At 33.6% G+C, this 14,295-nt stretch carries 17 protein-coding genes; 13 read left to right on the forward strand and 4 right to left on the reverse strand.

Going from position 1 to position 14,295, the window contains the following annotated elements; all coding sequences use genetic code 11:
• Positions 1-78: 78 nt before the first annotated feature.
• The 11 genes from LUU93_RS04870 to ftsY all read left to right on the forward strand — a co-directional run bounded on the left by LUU93_RS04870 (position 79) and on the right by ftsY (position 9,352).
• Positions 79-1,293 (forward strand): BamA/TamA family outer membrane protein, encoded by a 1,215-nt coding sequence (locus LUU93_RS04870; protein ID WP_232678893.1) that lies wholly within the window; start codon positions 79-81, stop codon positions 1,291-1,293.
• A gap of 30 nt (positions 1,294-1,323) precedes the next feature.
• Positions 1,324-2,487, forward strand: a complete 1,164-nt coding sequence (locus tag LUU93_RS04875) for a glycosyltransferase family 2 protein (RefSeq protein ID WP_232678894.1) — start codon at positions 1,324-1,326, stop codon at positions 2,485-2,487.
• 83 nt (positions 2,488-2,570) lie between these two features.
• Positions 2,571-3,929, forward strand: a complete 1,359-nt coding sequence (locus tag LUU93_RS04880; RefSeq protein ID WP_232678896.1) for a dihydrolipoamide acetyltransferase family protein — start codon at positions 2,571-2,573, stop codon at positions 3,927-3,929.
• Positions 3,930-4,137: 208 nt separating this feature from the next.
• Positions 4,138-4,908, forward strand: a complete 771-nt coding sequence (locus LUU93_RS04885; protein ID WP_232678898.1) for a 3'-5' exonuclease — start codon at positions 4,138-4,140, stop codon at positions 4,906-4,908.
• Between the two features lie 88 nt (positions 4,909-4,996).
• Positions 4,997-5,608 carry a fumarylacetoacetate hydrolase family protein gene (locus LUU93_RS04890; RefSeq protein WP_232678900.1) on the forward strand — a complete coding sequence of 204 codons (612 nt, stop codon included), beginning with the start codon at positions 4,997-4,999 and terminating at the stop codon, positions 5,606-5,608.
• On the forward strand, positions 5,608-5,952 hold the full coding sequence (locus LUU93_RS04895; RefSeq protein WP_073417072.1) for an Hpt domain-containing protein: 345 nt from the start codon (positions 5,608-5,610) through the stop codon (positions 5,950-5,952). Before LUU93_RS04890 ends, LUU93_RS04895 begins: the two co-directional genes overlap by 1 nt.
• A 175-nt stretch (positions 5,953-6,127) precedes the next feature.
• Positions 6,128-7,381: a CinA family nicotinamide mononucleotide deamidase-related protein gene (locus LUU93_RS04900; protein WP_232678903.1), complete on the forward strand. Its 1,254-nt coding sequence runs from the start codon at positions 6,128-6,130 to the stop codon at positions 7,379-7,381.
• 71 nt (positions 7,382-7,452) lie between these two features.
• The gene (rpmB, locus tag LUU93_RS04905; protein WP_008468080.1) at positions 7,453-7,689 is read left to right on the forward strand and encodes a 50S ribosomal protein L28; all 237 of its coding nucleotides are present in this window, start codon (positions 7,453-7,455) and stop codon (positions 7,687-7,689) included.
• Between the two features lie 27 nt (positions 7,690-7,716).
• Positions 7,717-7,899: a 50S ribosomal protein L33 gene (gene rpmG, locus LUU93_RS04910; RefSeq protein WP_008253902.1), complete on the forward strand. Its 183-nt coding sequence runs from the start codon at positions 7,717-7,719 to the stop codon at positions 7,897-7,899.
• A 77-nt stretch (positions 7,900-7,976) separates the two neighbouring features.
• Positions 7,977-8,129, forward strand: coding sequence for a DUF4295 domain-containing protein (locus LUU93_RS04915; RefSeq protein ID WP_008468081.1), 153 nt, complete (start codon positions 7,977-7,979; stop codon positions 8,127-8,129).
• 269 nt (positions 8,130-8,398) lie between these two features.
• Positions 8,399-9,352 (forward strand): signal recognition particle-docking protein FtsY, encoded by a 954-nt coding sequence (ftsY, locus tag LUU93_RS04920; RefSeq protein WP_232678905.1) that lies wholly within the window; start codon positions 8,399-8,401, stop codon positions 9,350-9,352.
• A 380-nt stretch (positions 9,353-9,732) separates the two neighbouring features.
• On the opposite strand, the gene LUU93_RS04925 is transcribed toward ftsY, so the two are convergent.
• Positions 9,733-10,803 (reverse strand): serine hydrolase domain-containing protein, encoded by a 1,071-nt coding sequence (locus LUU93_RS04925; protein WP_232678907.1) that lies wholly within the window; start codon positions 10,801-10,803, stop codon positions 9,733-9,735.
• 65 nt (positions 10,804-10,868) lie between these two features.
• Complete coding sequence (locus LUU93_RS04930) at positions 10,869-11,045, reverse strand: hypothetical protein (protein WP_232678909.1); 177 nt, start codon at positions 11,043-11,045, stop codon at positions 10,869-10,871.
• A gap of 272 nt (positions 11,046-11,317) precedes the next feature.
• Here LUU93_RS04930 and LUU93_RS04935 point away from each other — a divergent pair, with 272 nt between their 5' ends.
• Together LUU93_RS04935 and LUU93_RS04940 are read left to right on the forward strand one after the other, a co-directional pair.
• Entirely contained in the window at positions 11,318-11,758 is a 441-nt protein-coding gene (locus LUU93_RS04935) for a hypothetical protein (protein ID WP_232678911.1), read from the forward strand.
• The gene (locus LUU93_RS04940; RefSeq protein ID WP_232679498.1) at positions 11,739-12,035 is read left to right on the forward strand and encodes a DciA family protein; all 297 of its coding nucleotides are present in this window, start codon (positions 11,739-11,741) and stop codon (positions 12,033-12,035) included. The genes LUU93_RS04935 and LUU93_RS04940 overlap by 20 nt, the downstream gene beginning before the upstream one ends.
• Positions 12,036-12,256: 221 nt before the next feature.
• On the opposite strand, the gene LUU93_RS04945 is transcribed toward LUU93_RS04940, so the two are convergent.
• Positions 12,257-12,676 (reverse strand): nucleoside-diphosphate kinase, encoded by a 420-nt coding sequence (locus tag LUU93_RS04945; protein ID WP_232678913.1) that lies wholly within the window; start codon positions 12,674-12,676, stop codon positions 12,257-12,259.
• Positions 12,677-12,899: 223 nt separating this feature from the next.
• The gene (locus LUU93_RS04950) at positions 12,900-14,171 is read right to left on the reverse strand and encodes an acyltransferase family protein (RefSeq protein ID WP_232678915.1); all 1,272 of its coding nucleotides are present in this window, start codon (positions 14,169-14,171) and stop codon (positions 12,900-12,902) included.
• Positions 14,172-14,295: the final 124 nt, after the last annotated feature.

Below are 14,295 nucleotides of genomic sequence, written 5' to 3' on the forward strand. Positions count from 1 at the left end.
TTTTTATTCTTTTTTAAAAGTGACTATTCTCAATAAAATTTTAAATTTGTAAGATATTATTTCTATAAAATTTATATTATGAGAAATCCAAAGCTTCTGTTAGGTTTCTTTTTCTTTTTTCAAATGCATTTCGGCTATTGCCAAAACGATACCATTTCATACGACAACAACAACAACAACAACAACAACAACAACAACAACAAAGATATTCTGGATGTTTTGTACAAGCTTTTTCATAAAAATGATTCTATTAGAAAAAACCAGGATAAAAAAATAGCATTTTCATTGCTTCCGGTTCCAATTGATGCTAACAAAAATGCCGGTTTGGTAGTTTCATTTTTAACCACTTTTTATCTCGGCGACAGTAAAACGACCAAAATGTCTCAGGTTTCGTTTTCACCTTATTTTAGTTTCACCAAACAATATGTTTTTCCTATTCAAACCTATATTTATACGAAGGATAATTACTGGAATTTCATTGGCGATTATCGATATATGATTTATCCGCAGGATACTTATGGTTTAGGCGGACATAATACCGATGAAAAAATGTCGACTTTAGATTATCAGCAATGGCGTTTTTATCAATTTGCAACCCGAAAAGTAATAGGGAATTTTCGATTAGGATTAGGTTTATTGTTCGACAATTATCAAAATATTTCTGAGGACTCCTATATTGAGGATGAAACCGATTATTCTAAATATATGGATGGGGATTTTTCTAATGAAAGTTCCTTCGGAATTGCGATTCAAGGGCTTTATGATTCCAGAGAAAACAATGTAAATCCCGAACAAGGCTTGTATGTAGAGGCAGATTACCGAATCAATACAAGCGGAGTTGAAGGCAAAAAATGGAATTCGATTTATTTTGATGCCCGCAAATACCATTCTTTCCATAAATATAAACATCGGGTTTTGGCTTACAGAGCTTTTTATTGGTCAACTTTTGGTGGAAAACCACATTATTTAGATCTGCCAAGCATAGGTTGGGATCGCGATGGAAGAACGGGACGTGGTTTTACCCGAAACAGATTTCGCAGCAATGCGCTGATTTATTTTGAAACCGAATACAGAACTGATATCTCAAAAAACGGTTTTTGGGGTGCTGTGTTTTTTACCAATGTTTCCTCTGTTTCGAAGTTAGATACGTATCAGTTTAAAAAATGGAATCCAGCCGTTGGAACCGGATTACGTATTAAATGGAACAAAAAAAACAACAGCAATTTAGTGCTTGATTACGGAATTAGTAAAAACGATTGGTCATTGCGATTAGGATTGGCTGAAAATTTCTAACTTTCCCCAAAATCAATTACAAAAAATTCAATGCAGTTATCGGTTATCATTCTTAATTATAATGTGCGTTACTTTCTGGAACAATGCGTTTTAAGTGTTCAGGAAGCAATTGCAGGTCTTGATGCCGAAATTATTGTTATAGATAATAATTCGTCTGATGACAGCTGTTTAATGATGAAAACCCAATTCCCGGAAGTGAAACTGATTCAAAACCAAGAAAATTTTGGTTTCCCAAAAGGAAATAATATTGGAGTTAAACAAGCCGGCGGAAAATACATCTGCATTTTAAATCCTGATACTGTTGTTGCCGAAGATACTTTTACTAAAATTTTGGCTTTCGCCGAAGGAAAACAAGATTTAGGAATTATAGGCTGTAAATTAATTGATGGAACAGGAGATTTTCTGCCCGAAAGTAAACGCGGAATTCCATCGCCCTGGGTAGCTTTCACGAAAATCTTTGGTTTGTATAAAGTGTTCCCAAAATGGAATCTTTTTAATCAATATTATGCACAGCATTTAAATGAAAACCAAACCGGAAAAGTCGAGATTCTGGTGGGTGCATTTATGTTTTTAGAAAAAGATTTGTATGAGAAATTAAATGGCTTTGATGAAAATTGCTTTATGTACGCAGATGATATTGATTTGTCGTATAGAGTACTTCGGCTAAAAAAGAACAATTATTACTTTCATGAAACGACAGTCTTACACTATAAAGGAGAAAGTACCGTTAAAGATGAATTGTATATGCAGCGTTTTCAGGATGCAATGAATTTTTTCTACCAAAAACATTTTAAAAAATCATGGTTTTTTAGCTTTTTTATTCAAATTGGAACATGGTTTTTTTCATTTGTAAAAATGTTTCAGGGAAAATCAAAAACAAAACCTTTGCCGGAAAGATATATTTTATACTCCGAAAATGAGAATTTGTCTGAAAAGCTGGCTTCGATTTTAGAAAATAAAGTCAGTTTTTTAGATTTCAAAAAAGAAAAAATGGTAAATTCGTCGCTGATTTTAAAGGGAAAAAAGACAGAGATCATTTTGGATAATCAGTATGTTTCATTCAAAAAATGTATCAATATCATAGAAACTCTTAAAGATAAGGATATTACTTTTAAGATTTTCCCCAAAAACACCAGTTATATTATTGGAAGTAATTCAAGAAATGACAGAGGGCAAATCAGAAAAATTCAGTAAAAATTATATTAAGTTTAATTTATATTTAAATTTTTCAGTAATTTCGCAATCAGAAAATCAAAATCATCCTTTAGAATAATAATATGGCAAGATTTGAATTAAAGCTTCCCAAAATGGGAGAGAGTGTCGCTGAAGCAACCATTACCAACTGGTTGAAAGAAGTGGGAGACAAAATTGAAGCTGATGAAGCTGTACTTGAAATTGCAACTGATAAAGTTGACAGCGAAGTACCAAGTGAAGTATCGGGAATTTTAGTTGAACAATTATTTGGCAAAGATGATTTAGTTCAGGTAGGGCAGACTATTGCAATTATCGAAACTGAAGGTGGTGATGCGCCTGCTGCAACTCCAGATGCAGAAGCTGCTGCTCCTGCAGAAGCTGTAGAAATCGAAAAAACAATTGAAGCAGTAAAAGAAGAAGTTGCTGCTCCTCAGGATTTTTCTGGATCTGAAAAATTCCTTTCTCCTTTAGTAAAAAACATTGCAAAAGAAGAAGGTGTTTCTCTTGCTGAATTAGATAATATTCAAGGTTCGGGAAAAGACGCCCGTGTAACGAAAGATGATATCTTAAAATATATAGAAGACCGTAAAGCGGGAGTAGTTCAAGCTCCAAAAGTAGTTGAACAAGCACCAAAAGCAGCGGTTGAAACTCCAAAAGCGGCTGTTGAAACTGCGAAAGCATCAGAGCCAGTAGTTCAAAAAAGCCAGCAGACAGTTCCGGTTTCTGTAAATGGCGGTGACGAAATCATCGAAATGGACAGAATGCGTAAACTGATTTCTGGTTACATGGTGGCTTCTGTGCAAACTTCGGCTCACGTTCAGTCGTTTATTGAGGTTGACGTAACGAACATTGTAAAATGGAGGGATAAAGTTAAAACAGCTTTTGAAAAGAGAGAAGGCGAGAAGCTGACTTTTACACCAATTATGATGGAAGCAGTTGCAAAAGCTTTAAAAGATTTTCCTGGAATGAATATTTCTGTTGATGGCGAGTATATCATCAAAAAGAAAAATATTAACTTAGGAATGGCGGCTGCATTGCCAAACGGAAATTTAATTGTTCCTGTAATTAAAAATGCAGATCAGTTAAACCTTGTTGGGATGGCAAAAGCGGTTAACGATTTAGGAAACCGTGCAAAAGCAGGAAAACTAAAACCAGACGATACGCAAGGCGGAACTTATACCGTTACAAATGTTGGAACTTTTGGAAGTGTTTTTGGAACGCCAATTATCAATCAGCCGCAAGTGGGTATTTTAGCACTTGGAGCGATTCGTAAAGTTCCTGCGGTTATCGAAACGCCGGAAGGAGATTTTATCGGAATTCGCCAAAAAATGTTCTTGTCTCACTCTTACGATCATAGAGTTGTTGATGGTGCATTAGGTGGAAGTTTTGTAAAAAGAGTAGCAGAATATTTAGAAGCTTTTGATGTAGACAGAGATTTCTAATCGATTCATAAATAAATTTAAAACCCGAAAAAAAATTAAAAGTTTTTCGGGTTTTTTCGTTTGTAAGAAAACAGAAAATAAGCCGATTTAGATTTAATTTTAAAAGTTAAAATCGAAAAATAAAGCCTTTTTTGGTCAAAAAAAAATAGAAATTGGGGAGGAAAATTCGGCTTTAAAAATTACATTTGTAATCTTATAAAAATTAAAAATGGAATTAAAACTTAACAAACCAATCTGCTTTTTCGATCTTGAAACAACTGGAATTGATATCGGTAAAGATCGAATAGTAGAAATTTCGATATTTAAAGTTTTTCCAAACGGAAATAAAGAAAGTAAAACATGGCTGGTTAATCCAACAATTCCAATTCCTCCACAAACTACCGCGGTTCATGGAATTACTGACGAAAAAGTAGCTAATGAGCCAACTTTTGCAGAACTGGCACCACTGGTTCATAATATGATAAAAGACAGCGACTTGGGAGGTTTCAATTCAGATCGTTTTGATATTCCGTTATTAGCAGAAGAATTGCTTCGTGCCGGGGTCGATTTTGATATGAAAAATAAGGTTTCGGTAGACGTTCAGACTATTTTTCATAAAATGGAAGAACGTACTTTGAGTGCAGCTTTGAAATTTTACTGCGGGAAAAGCCTTGAAAATGCCCACTCAGCAGAAGCAGATACAATGGCAACTTATGAGATTTTGAAAGCGCAGTTAGATCGTTATCCTGAATTAGAAAACGATATGAAATCATTATCTGAATTTACAACCCGTAAAAAAATCGCTGATTTTGCCGGAATGATTGCTTTTGATAAAGATGACGAAGAAATTTTTACTTTCGGAAAACACAAAGGAGCAAAAGTTGAAAAAGTACTGGAAACAGAACCGGGATATTTCAGCTGGATTCAAAACGCCGATTTTCCTTTGTATACCAAAAAAGTTTTAACAGGAATTAAATTGAGAAAATTAAATACGAAATAAAGTATTCAGTGTTCAGTTTTTAGTGTTCAGTAGAATTTAGCACTCAAAACACTGAACACTCAAAACTGAAAACTGAACACTTAAAGGAATGAAGATCATTTGCATCGGTAGAAATTATACCAATCATATTGAAGAATTAAAAAACGATCGTCCAGACGAACCTGTTGTTTTTATGAAACCGGATTCGGCGGTTTTATTGAAGCAGCATCCGTTTGTAATTCCAGAATTTTCTGAGGAAGTTCATCACGAATTAGAAATAATTGTGAAAATTAATAAGGTTGGAAAATATATTGAGCCTAAGTTTGCACACAAATATTATGACGACATTAGTGTAGGTATTGATTTTACTGCCAGAGACTTACAGGATAAATTAAAAGCAAAAGGACTGCCTTGGGAAAAGGCAAAAGCATTTGATGGTTCAGCAGTAATTGGAGATTTTTTGCCAAAAAGTGATTTTGTTTCGTTAGAAAATCTTACGTTTGAACTCAAAAATAATTCTGAAACAGTTCAAAAAGGAAATACAAGTTTTATGCTTTGGAAAATTGATGAATTGGTTTCTTATGTTTCTCAGTTTTTTACCTTAAAAATTGGGGATATTATTTTTACAGGGACACCCGCAGGTGTTGCGCCGGTTAAACCAAATGATGTTTTGGAAGGCTTTTTAGAAGATAAAAAATTATTCAGAATACAAATAAAATAATGGCTTTAAAGTATAATCTTTCGAAAGTGTATGCGCTTTCAGACAATGACCCCGAATTTGTAAACGAAATTCTAAAACTATTTGTTACAGAAGTTCCTGAGGATTTAAAACAAATCAAGGAAGGAATCAAGAAAAAGGATCATAAATACGCTTATTCGTATGCGCATAAAATTAAACCTACATTAGACTTGATGGGGTTGAATGTTGCATTTGAAGAAATTCTGCAAGTCGAAGCGTGGACAAAAGCAGAAGGAAAGAAAAAAGATATTATCGAGACTTTTAAAAGTATAAAAGTACAGGTAAAAGAGGCAATTAAAGAAATCAAAAAAGATTTTGACGTCTAAATTCAGATTATTCCGCTTTTTTAAAATTGAAAAAGCGGAATAAATTTTTATCTGCTTTAAGGTTTTTACTTCACTAAAAACAAAATAGAAATTTTGTTTTCTGCCACAGATCATTTCCACAACCTACTTCATAATATGCTTATAGAATAATTTATAAGTAAAATATTTTACAAATATGAAAGCAACAATAGTTACCATTGGAGATGAGATTTTAATTGGTCAAATTGTAGATACAAATTCAAATTTTATAGCCAAAGAGCTGGATCGAATTGGTGTAGAAACTTATGAAATGATTTCAATAAGTGATAACAAACAGCATATTTTAAACACTTTTGCGCAGCTGCAGAATAAAGTTGATGTTGTAATTATAACCGGCGGTTTAGGACCGACAAAAGATGATATCACCAAAAAAACTTTCTGCGATTATTTTGACGATCAGCTGGTTGTAAATCCCGAAGTTCTCGCTCACGTAACAGAACTTATTGAAGGTTTTTATAAAAGACCCATTTCTCAGTTGAATAAAGATCAGGCACTTGTTCCTTCAAAGTGTACTGTTCTTCATAATAAAATGGGAACTGCGCCGGGAATGTGGATGAAAAAGGAAAATACCGTATTTGTTTCGCTTCCGGGTGTTCCGTACGAAATGAAATATCTGGTAGAAAATGAGATAATCCCAAAAATTGTAAAAGAGTATAAACGTCCTTATATTATTCATAAAACCATTTTAACGTACGGTCAAGGTGAAAGTTTAGTCGCAGAACGTATCGAAAACTGGGAAAATAATCTGCCTGAATTTATCAAATTGGCGTATCTGCCAAATCCCGGACGAGTTCGCTTACGTATGACTGCCCGCGGAACAGATAAAAGAGAATTAGAAAAAGCAATTGAAGAGAATGTTCAGTCATTAGATGCTATAATTCATGATATTATAGTAGGGTATGAAGAAAATGAAACGATTGAAACCGTAGTTGGCAAACTGCTTGCTAAAAATAATAAAACGATTTCGACAGCAGAAAGCTGCACCGGAGGAAAAATTGCGTCACTTTTGTCATCTGTGCAAGGAGCATCAAGATATTTTAAAGGAAGTGTGGTTTCATACGCAACAGAAGCCAAGGTCAATGTTTTGGGTATTTCGCAGGACTTGATAGATCAATTTTCAGTAGTAAGTGCTGAGGTTGCAGCAGCTATGGCTTTGAATGTGAAAGATATACTTAAAACCGACTATGCAATCGCGACAACCGGGAACGCTGGCCCGTTAAAAGGAGACTCGAATGCTGAAATTGGTGCTGTTTTTATCGCTTTGGCTACACCAGAGGGAGTAATCACAGAAGAATTTAACTTTGGTCAACCACGTGAAAAAGTGATAGATAGAGCAACTATTAAGAGTTTAGAAATATTACAAAAAGAAATTTTAAAAATTGTGCAATAAATTTTTGCTACAATGGTTTATTTTTCTTTTCTTTGCACCCTGATTTTGAATAACGATAAAAGATAAGTATAATGTCAAGAGTTTGTGACCTTACAGGTAAAAGAGCGATGGTAGGAAATAACGTTTCTCACGCTATGAACAAAACTAAGAGAAAGTTTTCTGTAAACTTAGTTAAAAAGCGTTTTTATCTTCCAGAAGAAGATAGATGGATTACTCTTAGAGTAGCAGCATCTACGATAAAAACAATTAATAAAAATGGAATCACTGCTGTTTTGAAAAAAGCACAGTCAGAAGGATTTATCAAATAATCTTTTCCTAAATAAATATATAGCAAGATGGCAAAGAAAGGTAATAGAATCCAGGTAATTTTAGAATGTACTGAGCACAAGACTTCTGGTGTTCCGGGAACTTCTAGATATATTACAACTAAGAACAAAAAAAATACTCCGGATAGATTAGAGATTAAAAAATTTAATCCAATCTTGAAACGTGTAACTGTTCATAAAGAAATTAAGTAATAATTAGAGATTTTTGTAAATCTCAAATGGTTTTGCCATTTAGAGTTTTATAAAAAACTTCAAATAACATTTGAATCATGGCAAAGAAAACCGTAGCATCGTTACAAACATCTTCTAAGAGATTATCAAAAGCCATCAAAATGGTAAAATCTCCTAAAACTGGTGCATATACATTCGTAGAATCTATTATGGCTCCTGAAGAGGTTGATGAATTCTTGAAAAAGAAATAATTACAATTACAATATATAGAAAAGCTACTTTCATTCGGAAGTAGCTTTTTTATTTTTTATATTTGTTTAAAATTTTGTAGAAACTAAGCAATTTGTATTTTTTTAAACATTAGTTCGCGTCATACTCTATATCTTTACTTGTTTAAAGAAGACAATAAAAAGATCGATGCAGTTGGGTTGGGGTTAAATTAAAAACAAAAGGCATTCTATAAACATTAAGATTGTTTCAAAACTCTTAGAAACAGTCTAAAACTAACAATAAATTAAAAATGAGTTTTTTTAAAAAATTATTCTCTACCGAAAAAAAAGAGACTTTAGATAAAGGTCTTGAAAAAACAAAAACTACTTTTTTCTCTAAGTTAAGCAAAGCAGTTGCAGGAAAATCTAAAGTCGATGATGATGTTTTAGATAATCTTGAAGAAGTTTTGGTAGGTTCTGATGTTGGGGTAAATACAACATTGAAAATTATCGAAAGAATCGAAAAACGCGTATCTGAAGATAAATATTTAGGAACTGACGAATTAAACCAAATTCTTCGTGATGAAATTGGCGGGCTATTGTCTGAAACCAATAGAGGTGAAGCAACCGAATTTGATATTCCAAAAGATAAAAAGCCTTATGTTTTAATGGTTGTTGGAGTAAATGGTGTTGGAAAAACTACAACAATTGGTAAACTGGCTTATCAGTTTAAAAAAGCCGGTTATAAAGTGGTTTTAGGCGCTGCCGATACTTTTCGTGCCGCTGCAATCGATCAGTTACAAGTCTGGGCTGATAGAGTAGATGTGCCAATCGTAAGACAAAATATGGGGAGTGATCCGGCTTCTGTAGCTTTTGATACTTTACAGTCTGCTGTGGCTCAAAATGCCGATGTTGTTATTATTGATACTGCCGGACGTTTACACAATAAAATCAATTTGATGAATGAGCTTTCTAAAGTAAAACGCGTAATGCAGAAAGTAGTTGCCGATGCGCCACACGATGTACTTCTGGTTTTAGACGGGTCAACAGGTCAAAATGCTTTTGAGCAGGCTAAACAATTTACTGCTGCGACAGAAGTAACTTCATTAGCAGTAACAAAATTAGACGGAACTGCAAAAGGCGGTGTTGTAATAGGTATTTCAGACCAGTTTCAAATTCCGGTAAAATATATTGGCGTTGGTGAAGGAATTGAAGATTTACAGGTCTTTAATAAATATGAATTCGTAGACAGTTTCTTTAAATAATTTATAATGAGTTTTTCTTCTTTTAAAAATATATCGGCTGTTGTTTTTTATTTTGCAAGCATTATATGTTTTGTTTTAGCAAATGTTTTGAGAGATAATAGTCTTTCTTTTTATTATGTTTTATTGGTTCTGGGCATAGGTTTCTTCTTTATGGGAGTTCTTAAAAGACTTCGAACTAAGCAGTAATTACATTACTTCGTAATAGTGTTCTGTCGATATGAATATCCCAAAGGGATTTTATATCGGTAGTAATTCAATTTTTAAATATTTTATCCCGTTAGGGATTTAATCTATTTGTTAATATTTAGTCCCTAAAAGGACAAAACTGTAAAATCAATTACTACCGATATAAAATCTCTACGAGATAAATAAGGAAGTTTTTATTGATACAATGCGCTAATTTTTTCCCATAAAACTTTATCGAAATCAGATAAAGCCAGATTTACATTATCTGCGGCATCTCCCATTCTGATAATGACCATTTTTTTGCTCGGAATTACATAAATCTTTTGGTCATTTTTTCCTAAAGCCATAAACATATCATTTGGTCCCGTTGGGATTACACTTCCCTGAAAAGTAAGTTGTGATTGTGGTAAATGATAAGAGCTTTTCCCATTTAACCACCATAAATAACCATATCCTAAATTGATGTTTTGTGAAGTTGTTGTTGCTTCATTGAAATAGGCTTCATTTAAAATGATATTGTTTTCCCATTTCCCTTTATTCAGCATTAATAACCCAAAGCGCGCCATGCTTCTTGAAGTACTTGTATAAACGTTGTTTACACCAAGCTGTACCCAAGAACCATTCATCCCGATTTTATCCCTTAATTTAGCATTGAAATAATTTTCCCAGGTTTGTCCGCTTGCACTTGCAATGACATCTTGCAATTTTACATAAACATTGTGATAAGCCCATCTTGTTCCGGCATCGGCTTTGTAGATTAAACTGGCAGGGTCTACATCATCAGTTGAGTCATCAAGTCCAGATGTCATCGTTAATAAATGTTTGCAGGTAATTTGATTTTCTTGTGCCAGAGTTTCGCTTGTCCAGCCGGTGCCAATATATTGAGAAACCTTATTGTCGATGTTTAGCAAATTTTCCTGTTGTGCAATTCCGGTAACAGTAGAAGTTAATGTTTTTCCGGCACTCGCCCAATACCAGTTTGTTGAAGCGGTATGTCCGTTGAAATAGTTTTCTAAAACAATACGGCCGTTGACTAAAATGATAAAAGATTTAGAATTTTTGAGTTCGAGGTAATCTAAAAGAGGCTGTACGGCACCTTGATTCCATTTTAAATCGGCTATGGATTTTGTTTCCCAGGCTGTTCCGGTTAGTGGAGGGAAATACATACTTTCTGATGGAGCTGGAACCGGATCTGGTTCTGCTGAATCTTTACTGCAGCCTATCAATAATAAGGTAGTCAGGATTGTAAAAATAGTTTTGGTCATGGTTTTTTGTTTTTGGTTTGGGGTTTGACCAAAAATATGTAAAATAGTTTAATGAGTGGGAAAACTTATTTTACGTATTTAACCACGAAGTTTTTATTTAAACTCCCATTTTGTTCCATCTGTAAAACTGCATAGTAAGCTCTTACTTTTATAATACCGTTTGCATCTGTCGAAAAATCTTCCCAAATTTTTGAGCCGATCATATCAGGCTTTAGTAAATTTGCTGCATCTTCCTTTTCCATAAAAATATCTGCCTTAATATGACATAAGATTGTTAAAATAGTTTTTTTTATTGTCTGCAAATAGTTAGAACATAAACTCTTTAGAAAAATGAGATAATTATAGACTAAAGTATTTCTTTTGAAATTTATAAAGTTAACTTTGTAGATTACTAATTTTTTTATGAAAACAGGAGTCCTGGCCCTGATGGCAGCGGTATCCTTTTTCTGGCTTCTTTAGCCGGGAAAAGATATAGCGTACAGCAGGAACAGCTCCTTATTAATATTATACTATTATGAAAAACGCTTTTATGTTTTTGGTTTTATCGCTTTTGCTTGTAAGCTGTAAAGAAGAAATAAAACCGGCAGATATTGCAAAACTAAATGGTTATTGGGAAATTGAAAAAGTGGTTTTTGATAAAGGAGAGGAGAAGGTGTACGGAATGAATGAGAATTTTGATTTTTTTAAAATTAAAGGAACTAAAGGAACTCGGACAAAAGTAATGGCACAGCTTGACGGCACTTTTTTAACAACAGATACTTTTGAAAATGTTTCGGTTAGATTTACTGATAAAGGAACTTTTCTGGATTATAATACAGATTATGCTAAATGGACTGAGGAATTAATTTCGATTTCGGATGAAGAATTTGTGGTGAAAAATGATCAGAATAAGGAATATCATTATAAAAAAACGGGACCAATAAATATTTTAAATGATGGCAAAAAGACTAAATAACGAAAGTACAATTGGAGCTGTTTTACAACAAATTATTCAGGTTAATAAATTACAGCCAGGAATGGATCAGATTGATGTAAAAGAAGCCTGGACGCAATTAATGGGAAATGGTGTAAAAACGTATACTAAAAATGTCGTTTTAAAGGGCAGTACATTGTATGTTGAACTTGGATCTGCTGTTTTAAGAGAAGAATTAAGTCACGGAAAATCTAAAATAGTTAAAATGATTAATGAGGAGCTTGGGCGTGAAGTGGTAAAAGATGTGGTTTTGCGCTGATTTTAGATTTTAGATTTTAGATTTTAGATTTTTCAGGATATCAAAAAAAAGAGGCTGTCTCAAAAGTCGAGACAACCTCTTTTTTATTCGGATACCTATCGGAGAAATTTTCCATTTACGCGATTCTCAACAGCTTGATTTTACTTTTGAGACAGCCTCTTTTTTTTGATTTATATGTGTAGTTCAGCAATCTAAAATCTGAACTCTACAATCTGAAATTATTAGAATTGCTCTCTTCCAGCAAAGTGGAATGCACCTTCAATAGCAGCGTTTTCGTCGCTGTCAGATCCGTGAACTGCATTTTCTCCAATAGAAGCTGCGTATGCTTTACGAATAGTTCCTTCAGCAGCTTCAGCCGGATTTGTAGCTCCAATTAAAGTTCTGAAATCTTCTACTGCGTTATCTTTTTCTAAAATTGCAGCAACAATTGGTCCACGAGACATAAATTCAACTAATTCTCCGTAGAAAGGTCTTTCTGCGTGAACTGCATAAAATGCTTTTGCATCAGCTACAGTTAATTGAGTTAATTTTAATGAAACGATTTTGAAACCACCATTAGTGATCATTGCTAAGATATTCCCGATGTGTCCGTTTGCAACAGCATCTGGTTTAATCATTGTAAAAGTTCTATTTGTTGCCATTTTATATTTTATTAAATTTTGTGCAAAAGTAGACTTTTTTTGTGAATTGATTTTAATAAATTCACAATTAAAACATGGTAGAATGATGTTTTGAGTAAGAAAAGCTTTTTTAAATGATATAAGTAATAGTAGAGATGTACTGCAGTGCATCTAACACAAAGTAAATATTTAATAAAAAAAAGACGCACTGCGGTGCGTCTCTATGTATATGATGAAATGTTTTTTATACTTTGAATATTAATTTGTTTCTGTAGAATATCCACAAAATAAAAGTCCAGATACAAACGTAAACTAATGCGCCGGCTAATGAAGCGGTCATTGGGTTGCTAAAAAATGGCGCAATCCAAAAGCTATATAAATAATTTAATAAATTGATTTTTTCTTCTGTTTTATGTGGATTTTGAAATTCGATCATTACCAATGCCTGCGGAATTATCTGCGAAGTAAAGAAAACGATCATTGGGTTTACACCCCAGATCAAGAATGGTTTGAATCCTTTTTTATAATCGGCAATATCAATTATGTAGTATAAAATCGCTAAAAATGTTGTGGCTAATCCGGTGGTGTATAAAACATAACTGCTTGTCCAAAGGGATTTGTTTATTGGGAAAACAATATTCCAAATTAAGCCTCCAATAATTAATGCAGCTCCGGCAATTGTCATTTTTTGTGCTTTTTTAGTTTTAGGAAAATTTAACTGTAATAATTGACCAATTAATAAACCAATAATTCCGTTTACTATTGACGGAAATGTGCTTAAAATGCCTTCCGGATCCCAGGTTACTGTTCCGCGGTACATATGTCCTTTTAATAAAACGCCATCCAGCCAAGATGCTAAATTTGTTCCTTTGTCTAGATTTGCGTCGCCAATTCCGGGAACAGGAATTAAAGTCATGATTGCCCAATATCCTAATAACAAAACGATTCCGGTTATGATCTGTGTTTTTTGAGATGTTTTTAAATACAAAAGAGAAACTACAAAATAAACAATTGCAATTCGTTGTAAAACTCCCGGAAGCCTTACATCACTATAAGCTTCGATACCGCTGTAAGCGAGAAAGAGATAAATAAACAGAATTGAAAATGCTAAAATGTTTTTGATTTTTGAACTGAAACTTCCCATTAAGGCATAGCCTGCAGCAATAGTAATGGCAAGCCGGCCAATTAAAAGCAGAATTCCTTCAAGTCCAAATAACTGGATTTTTCCAAAAAAGTTGAAGAAAATCCCCAAACAAAGCATTCGCAAAGAGCGAACTAAAATTTTGTTGAATGTCGTGCCGTCATAAAATTTGTCTGGCATTGCAAGCGGAACGGCAACTCCCATTATAAAAATAAAAAACGGGAATACTAAATCGGTTGGAGTGCAGCCGTGCCATTCGGCGTGTAATAATGGCGGATAAACATTGCCCCAGTCTCCGGGGTTGTTTACAATTGTCATCAATAAAATAGTTAGTCCACGAAAGACATCTAGCGAAATTAAGCGTTCTTTTACCATTGGTTTTGGGTAAATTGGTTAGTTAATAATTTTAAAAATCGCTATTTGGTTTGGAGAATAATAATCTTGAAAATAGATGGTTATTTGGTTTTCGAGAATTATTATTATATTTTTTTGCCACGAA

This window comes from Flavobacterium soyae, assembly GCF_021245985.1.
In the GTDB taxonomy this organism is placed as follows: Bacteria; Bacteroidota; Bacteroidia; order Flavobacteriales; family Flavobacteriaceae; genus Flavobacterium; species Flavobacterium soyae.

Excerpts from the sequence above, each read along its gene's own strand:
- LUU93_RS04870 (WP_232678893.1), top strand. The coding sequence starts at position 79 with ATGAGAAATCCAAAGCTTCTGTTAGGTTTCTTTTTCTTTTTTCAAATG.
- LUU93_RS04875 (WP_232678894.1), top strand. The coding sequence starts at position 1,324 with ATGCAGTTATCGGTTATCATTCTTAATTATAATGTGCGTTACTTTCTG.
- LUU93_RS04880 (WP_232678896.1), top strand. The coding sequence starts at position 2,571 with ATGGCAAGATTTGAATTAAAGCTTCCCAAAATGGGAGAGAGTGTCGCT.
- LUU93_RS04885 (WP_232678898.1), top strand. The coding sequence starts at position 4,138 with ATGGAATTAAAACTTAACAAACCAATCTGCTTTTTCGATCTTGAAACA.
- LUU93_RS04890 (WP_232678900.1), top strand. The coding sequence starts at position 4,997 with ATGAAGATCATTTGCATCGGTAGAAATTATACCAATCATATTGAAGAA.
- LUU93_RS04895 (WP_073417072.1), top strand. The coding sequence starts at position 5,608 with ATGGCTTTAAAGTATAATCTTTCGAAAGTGTATGCGCTTTCAGACAAT.
- LUU93_RS04900 (WP_232678903.1), top strand. The coding sequence starts at position 6,128 with ATGAAAGCAACAATAGTTACCATTGGAGATGAGATTTTAATTGGTCAA.
- rpmB (WP_008468080.1), top strand. The coding sequence starts at position 7,453 with ATGTCAAGAGTTTGTGACCTTACAGGTAAAAGAGCGATGGTAGGAAAT.
- rpmG (WP_008253902.1), top strand. The coding sequence starts at position 7,717 with ATGGCAAAGAAAGGTAATAGAATCCAGGTAATTTTAGAATGTACTGAG.
- LUU93_RS04915 (WP_008468081.1), top strand. The coding sequence starts at position 7,977 with ATGGCAAAGAAAACCGTAGCATCGTTACAAACATCTTCTAAGAGATTA.
- ftsY (WP_232678905.1), top strand. The coding sequence starts at position 8,399 with ATGAGTTTTTTTAAAAAATTATTCTCTACCGAAAAAAAAGAGACTTTA.
- LUU93_RS04925 (WP_232678907.1), bottom strand. The coding sequence starts at position 10,803 with ATGACCAAAACTATTTTTACAATCCTGACTACCTTATTATTGATAGGC.
- LUU93_RS04930 (WP_232678909.1), bottom strand. The coding sequence starts at position 11,045 with ATGGAAAAGGAAGATGCAGCAAATTTACTAAAGCCTGATATGATCGGC.
- LUU93_RS04935 (WP_232678911.1), top strand. The coding sequence starts at position 11,318 with ATGAAAAACGCTTTTATGTTTTTGGTTTTATCGCTTTTGCTTGTAAGC.
- LUU93_RS04940 (WP_232679498.1), top strand. The coding sequence starts at position 11,739 with ATGGCAAAAAGACTAAATAACGAAAGTACAATTGGAGCTGTTTTACAA.
- LUU93_RS04945 (WP_232678913.1), bottom strand. The coding sequence starts at position 12,676 with ATGGCAACAAATAGAACTTTTACAATGATTAAACCAGATGCTGTTGCA.
- LUU93_RS04950 (WP_232678915.1), bottom strand. The coding sequence starts at position 14,171 with ATGGTAAAAGAACGCTTAATTTCGCTAGATGTCTTTCGTGGACTAACT.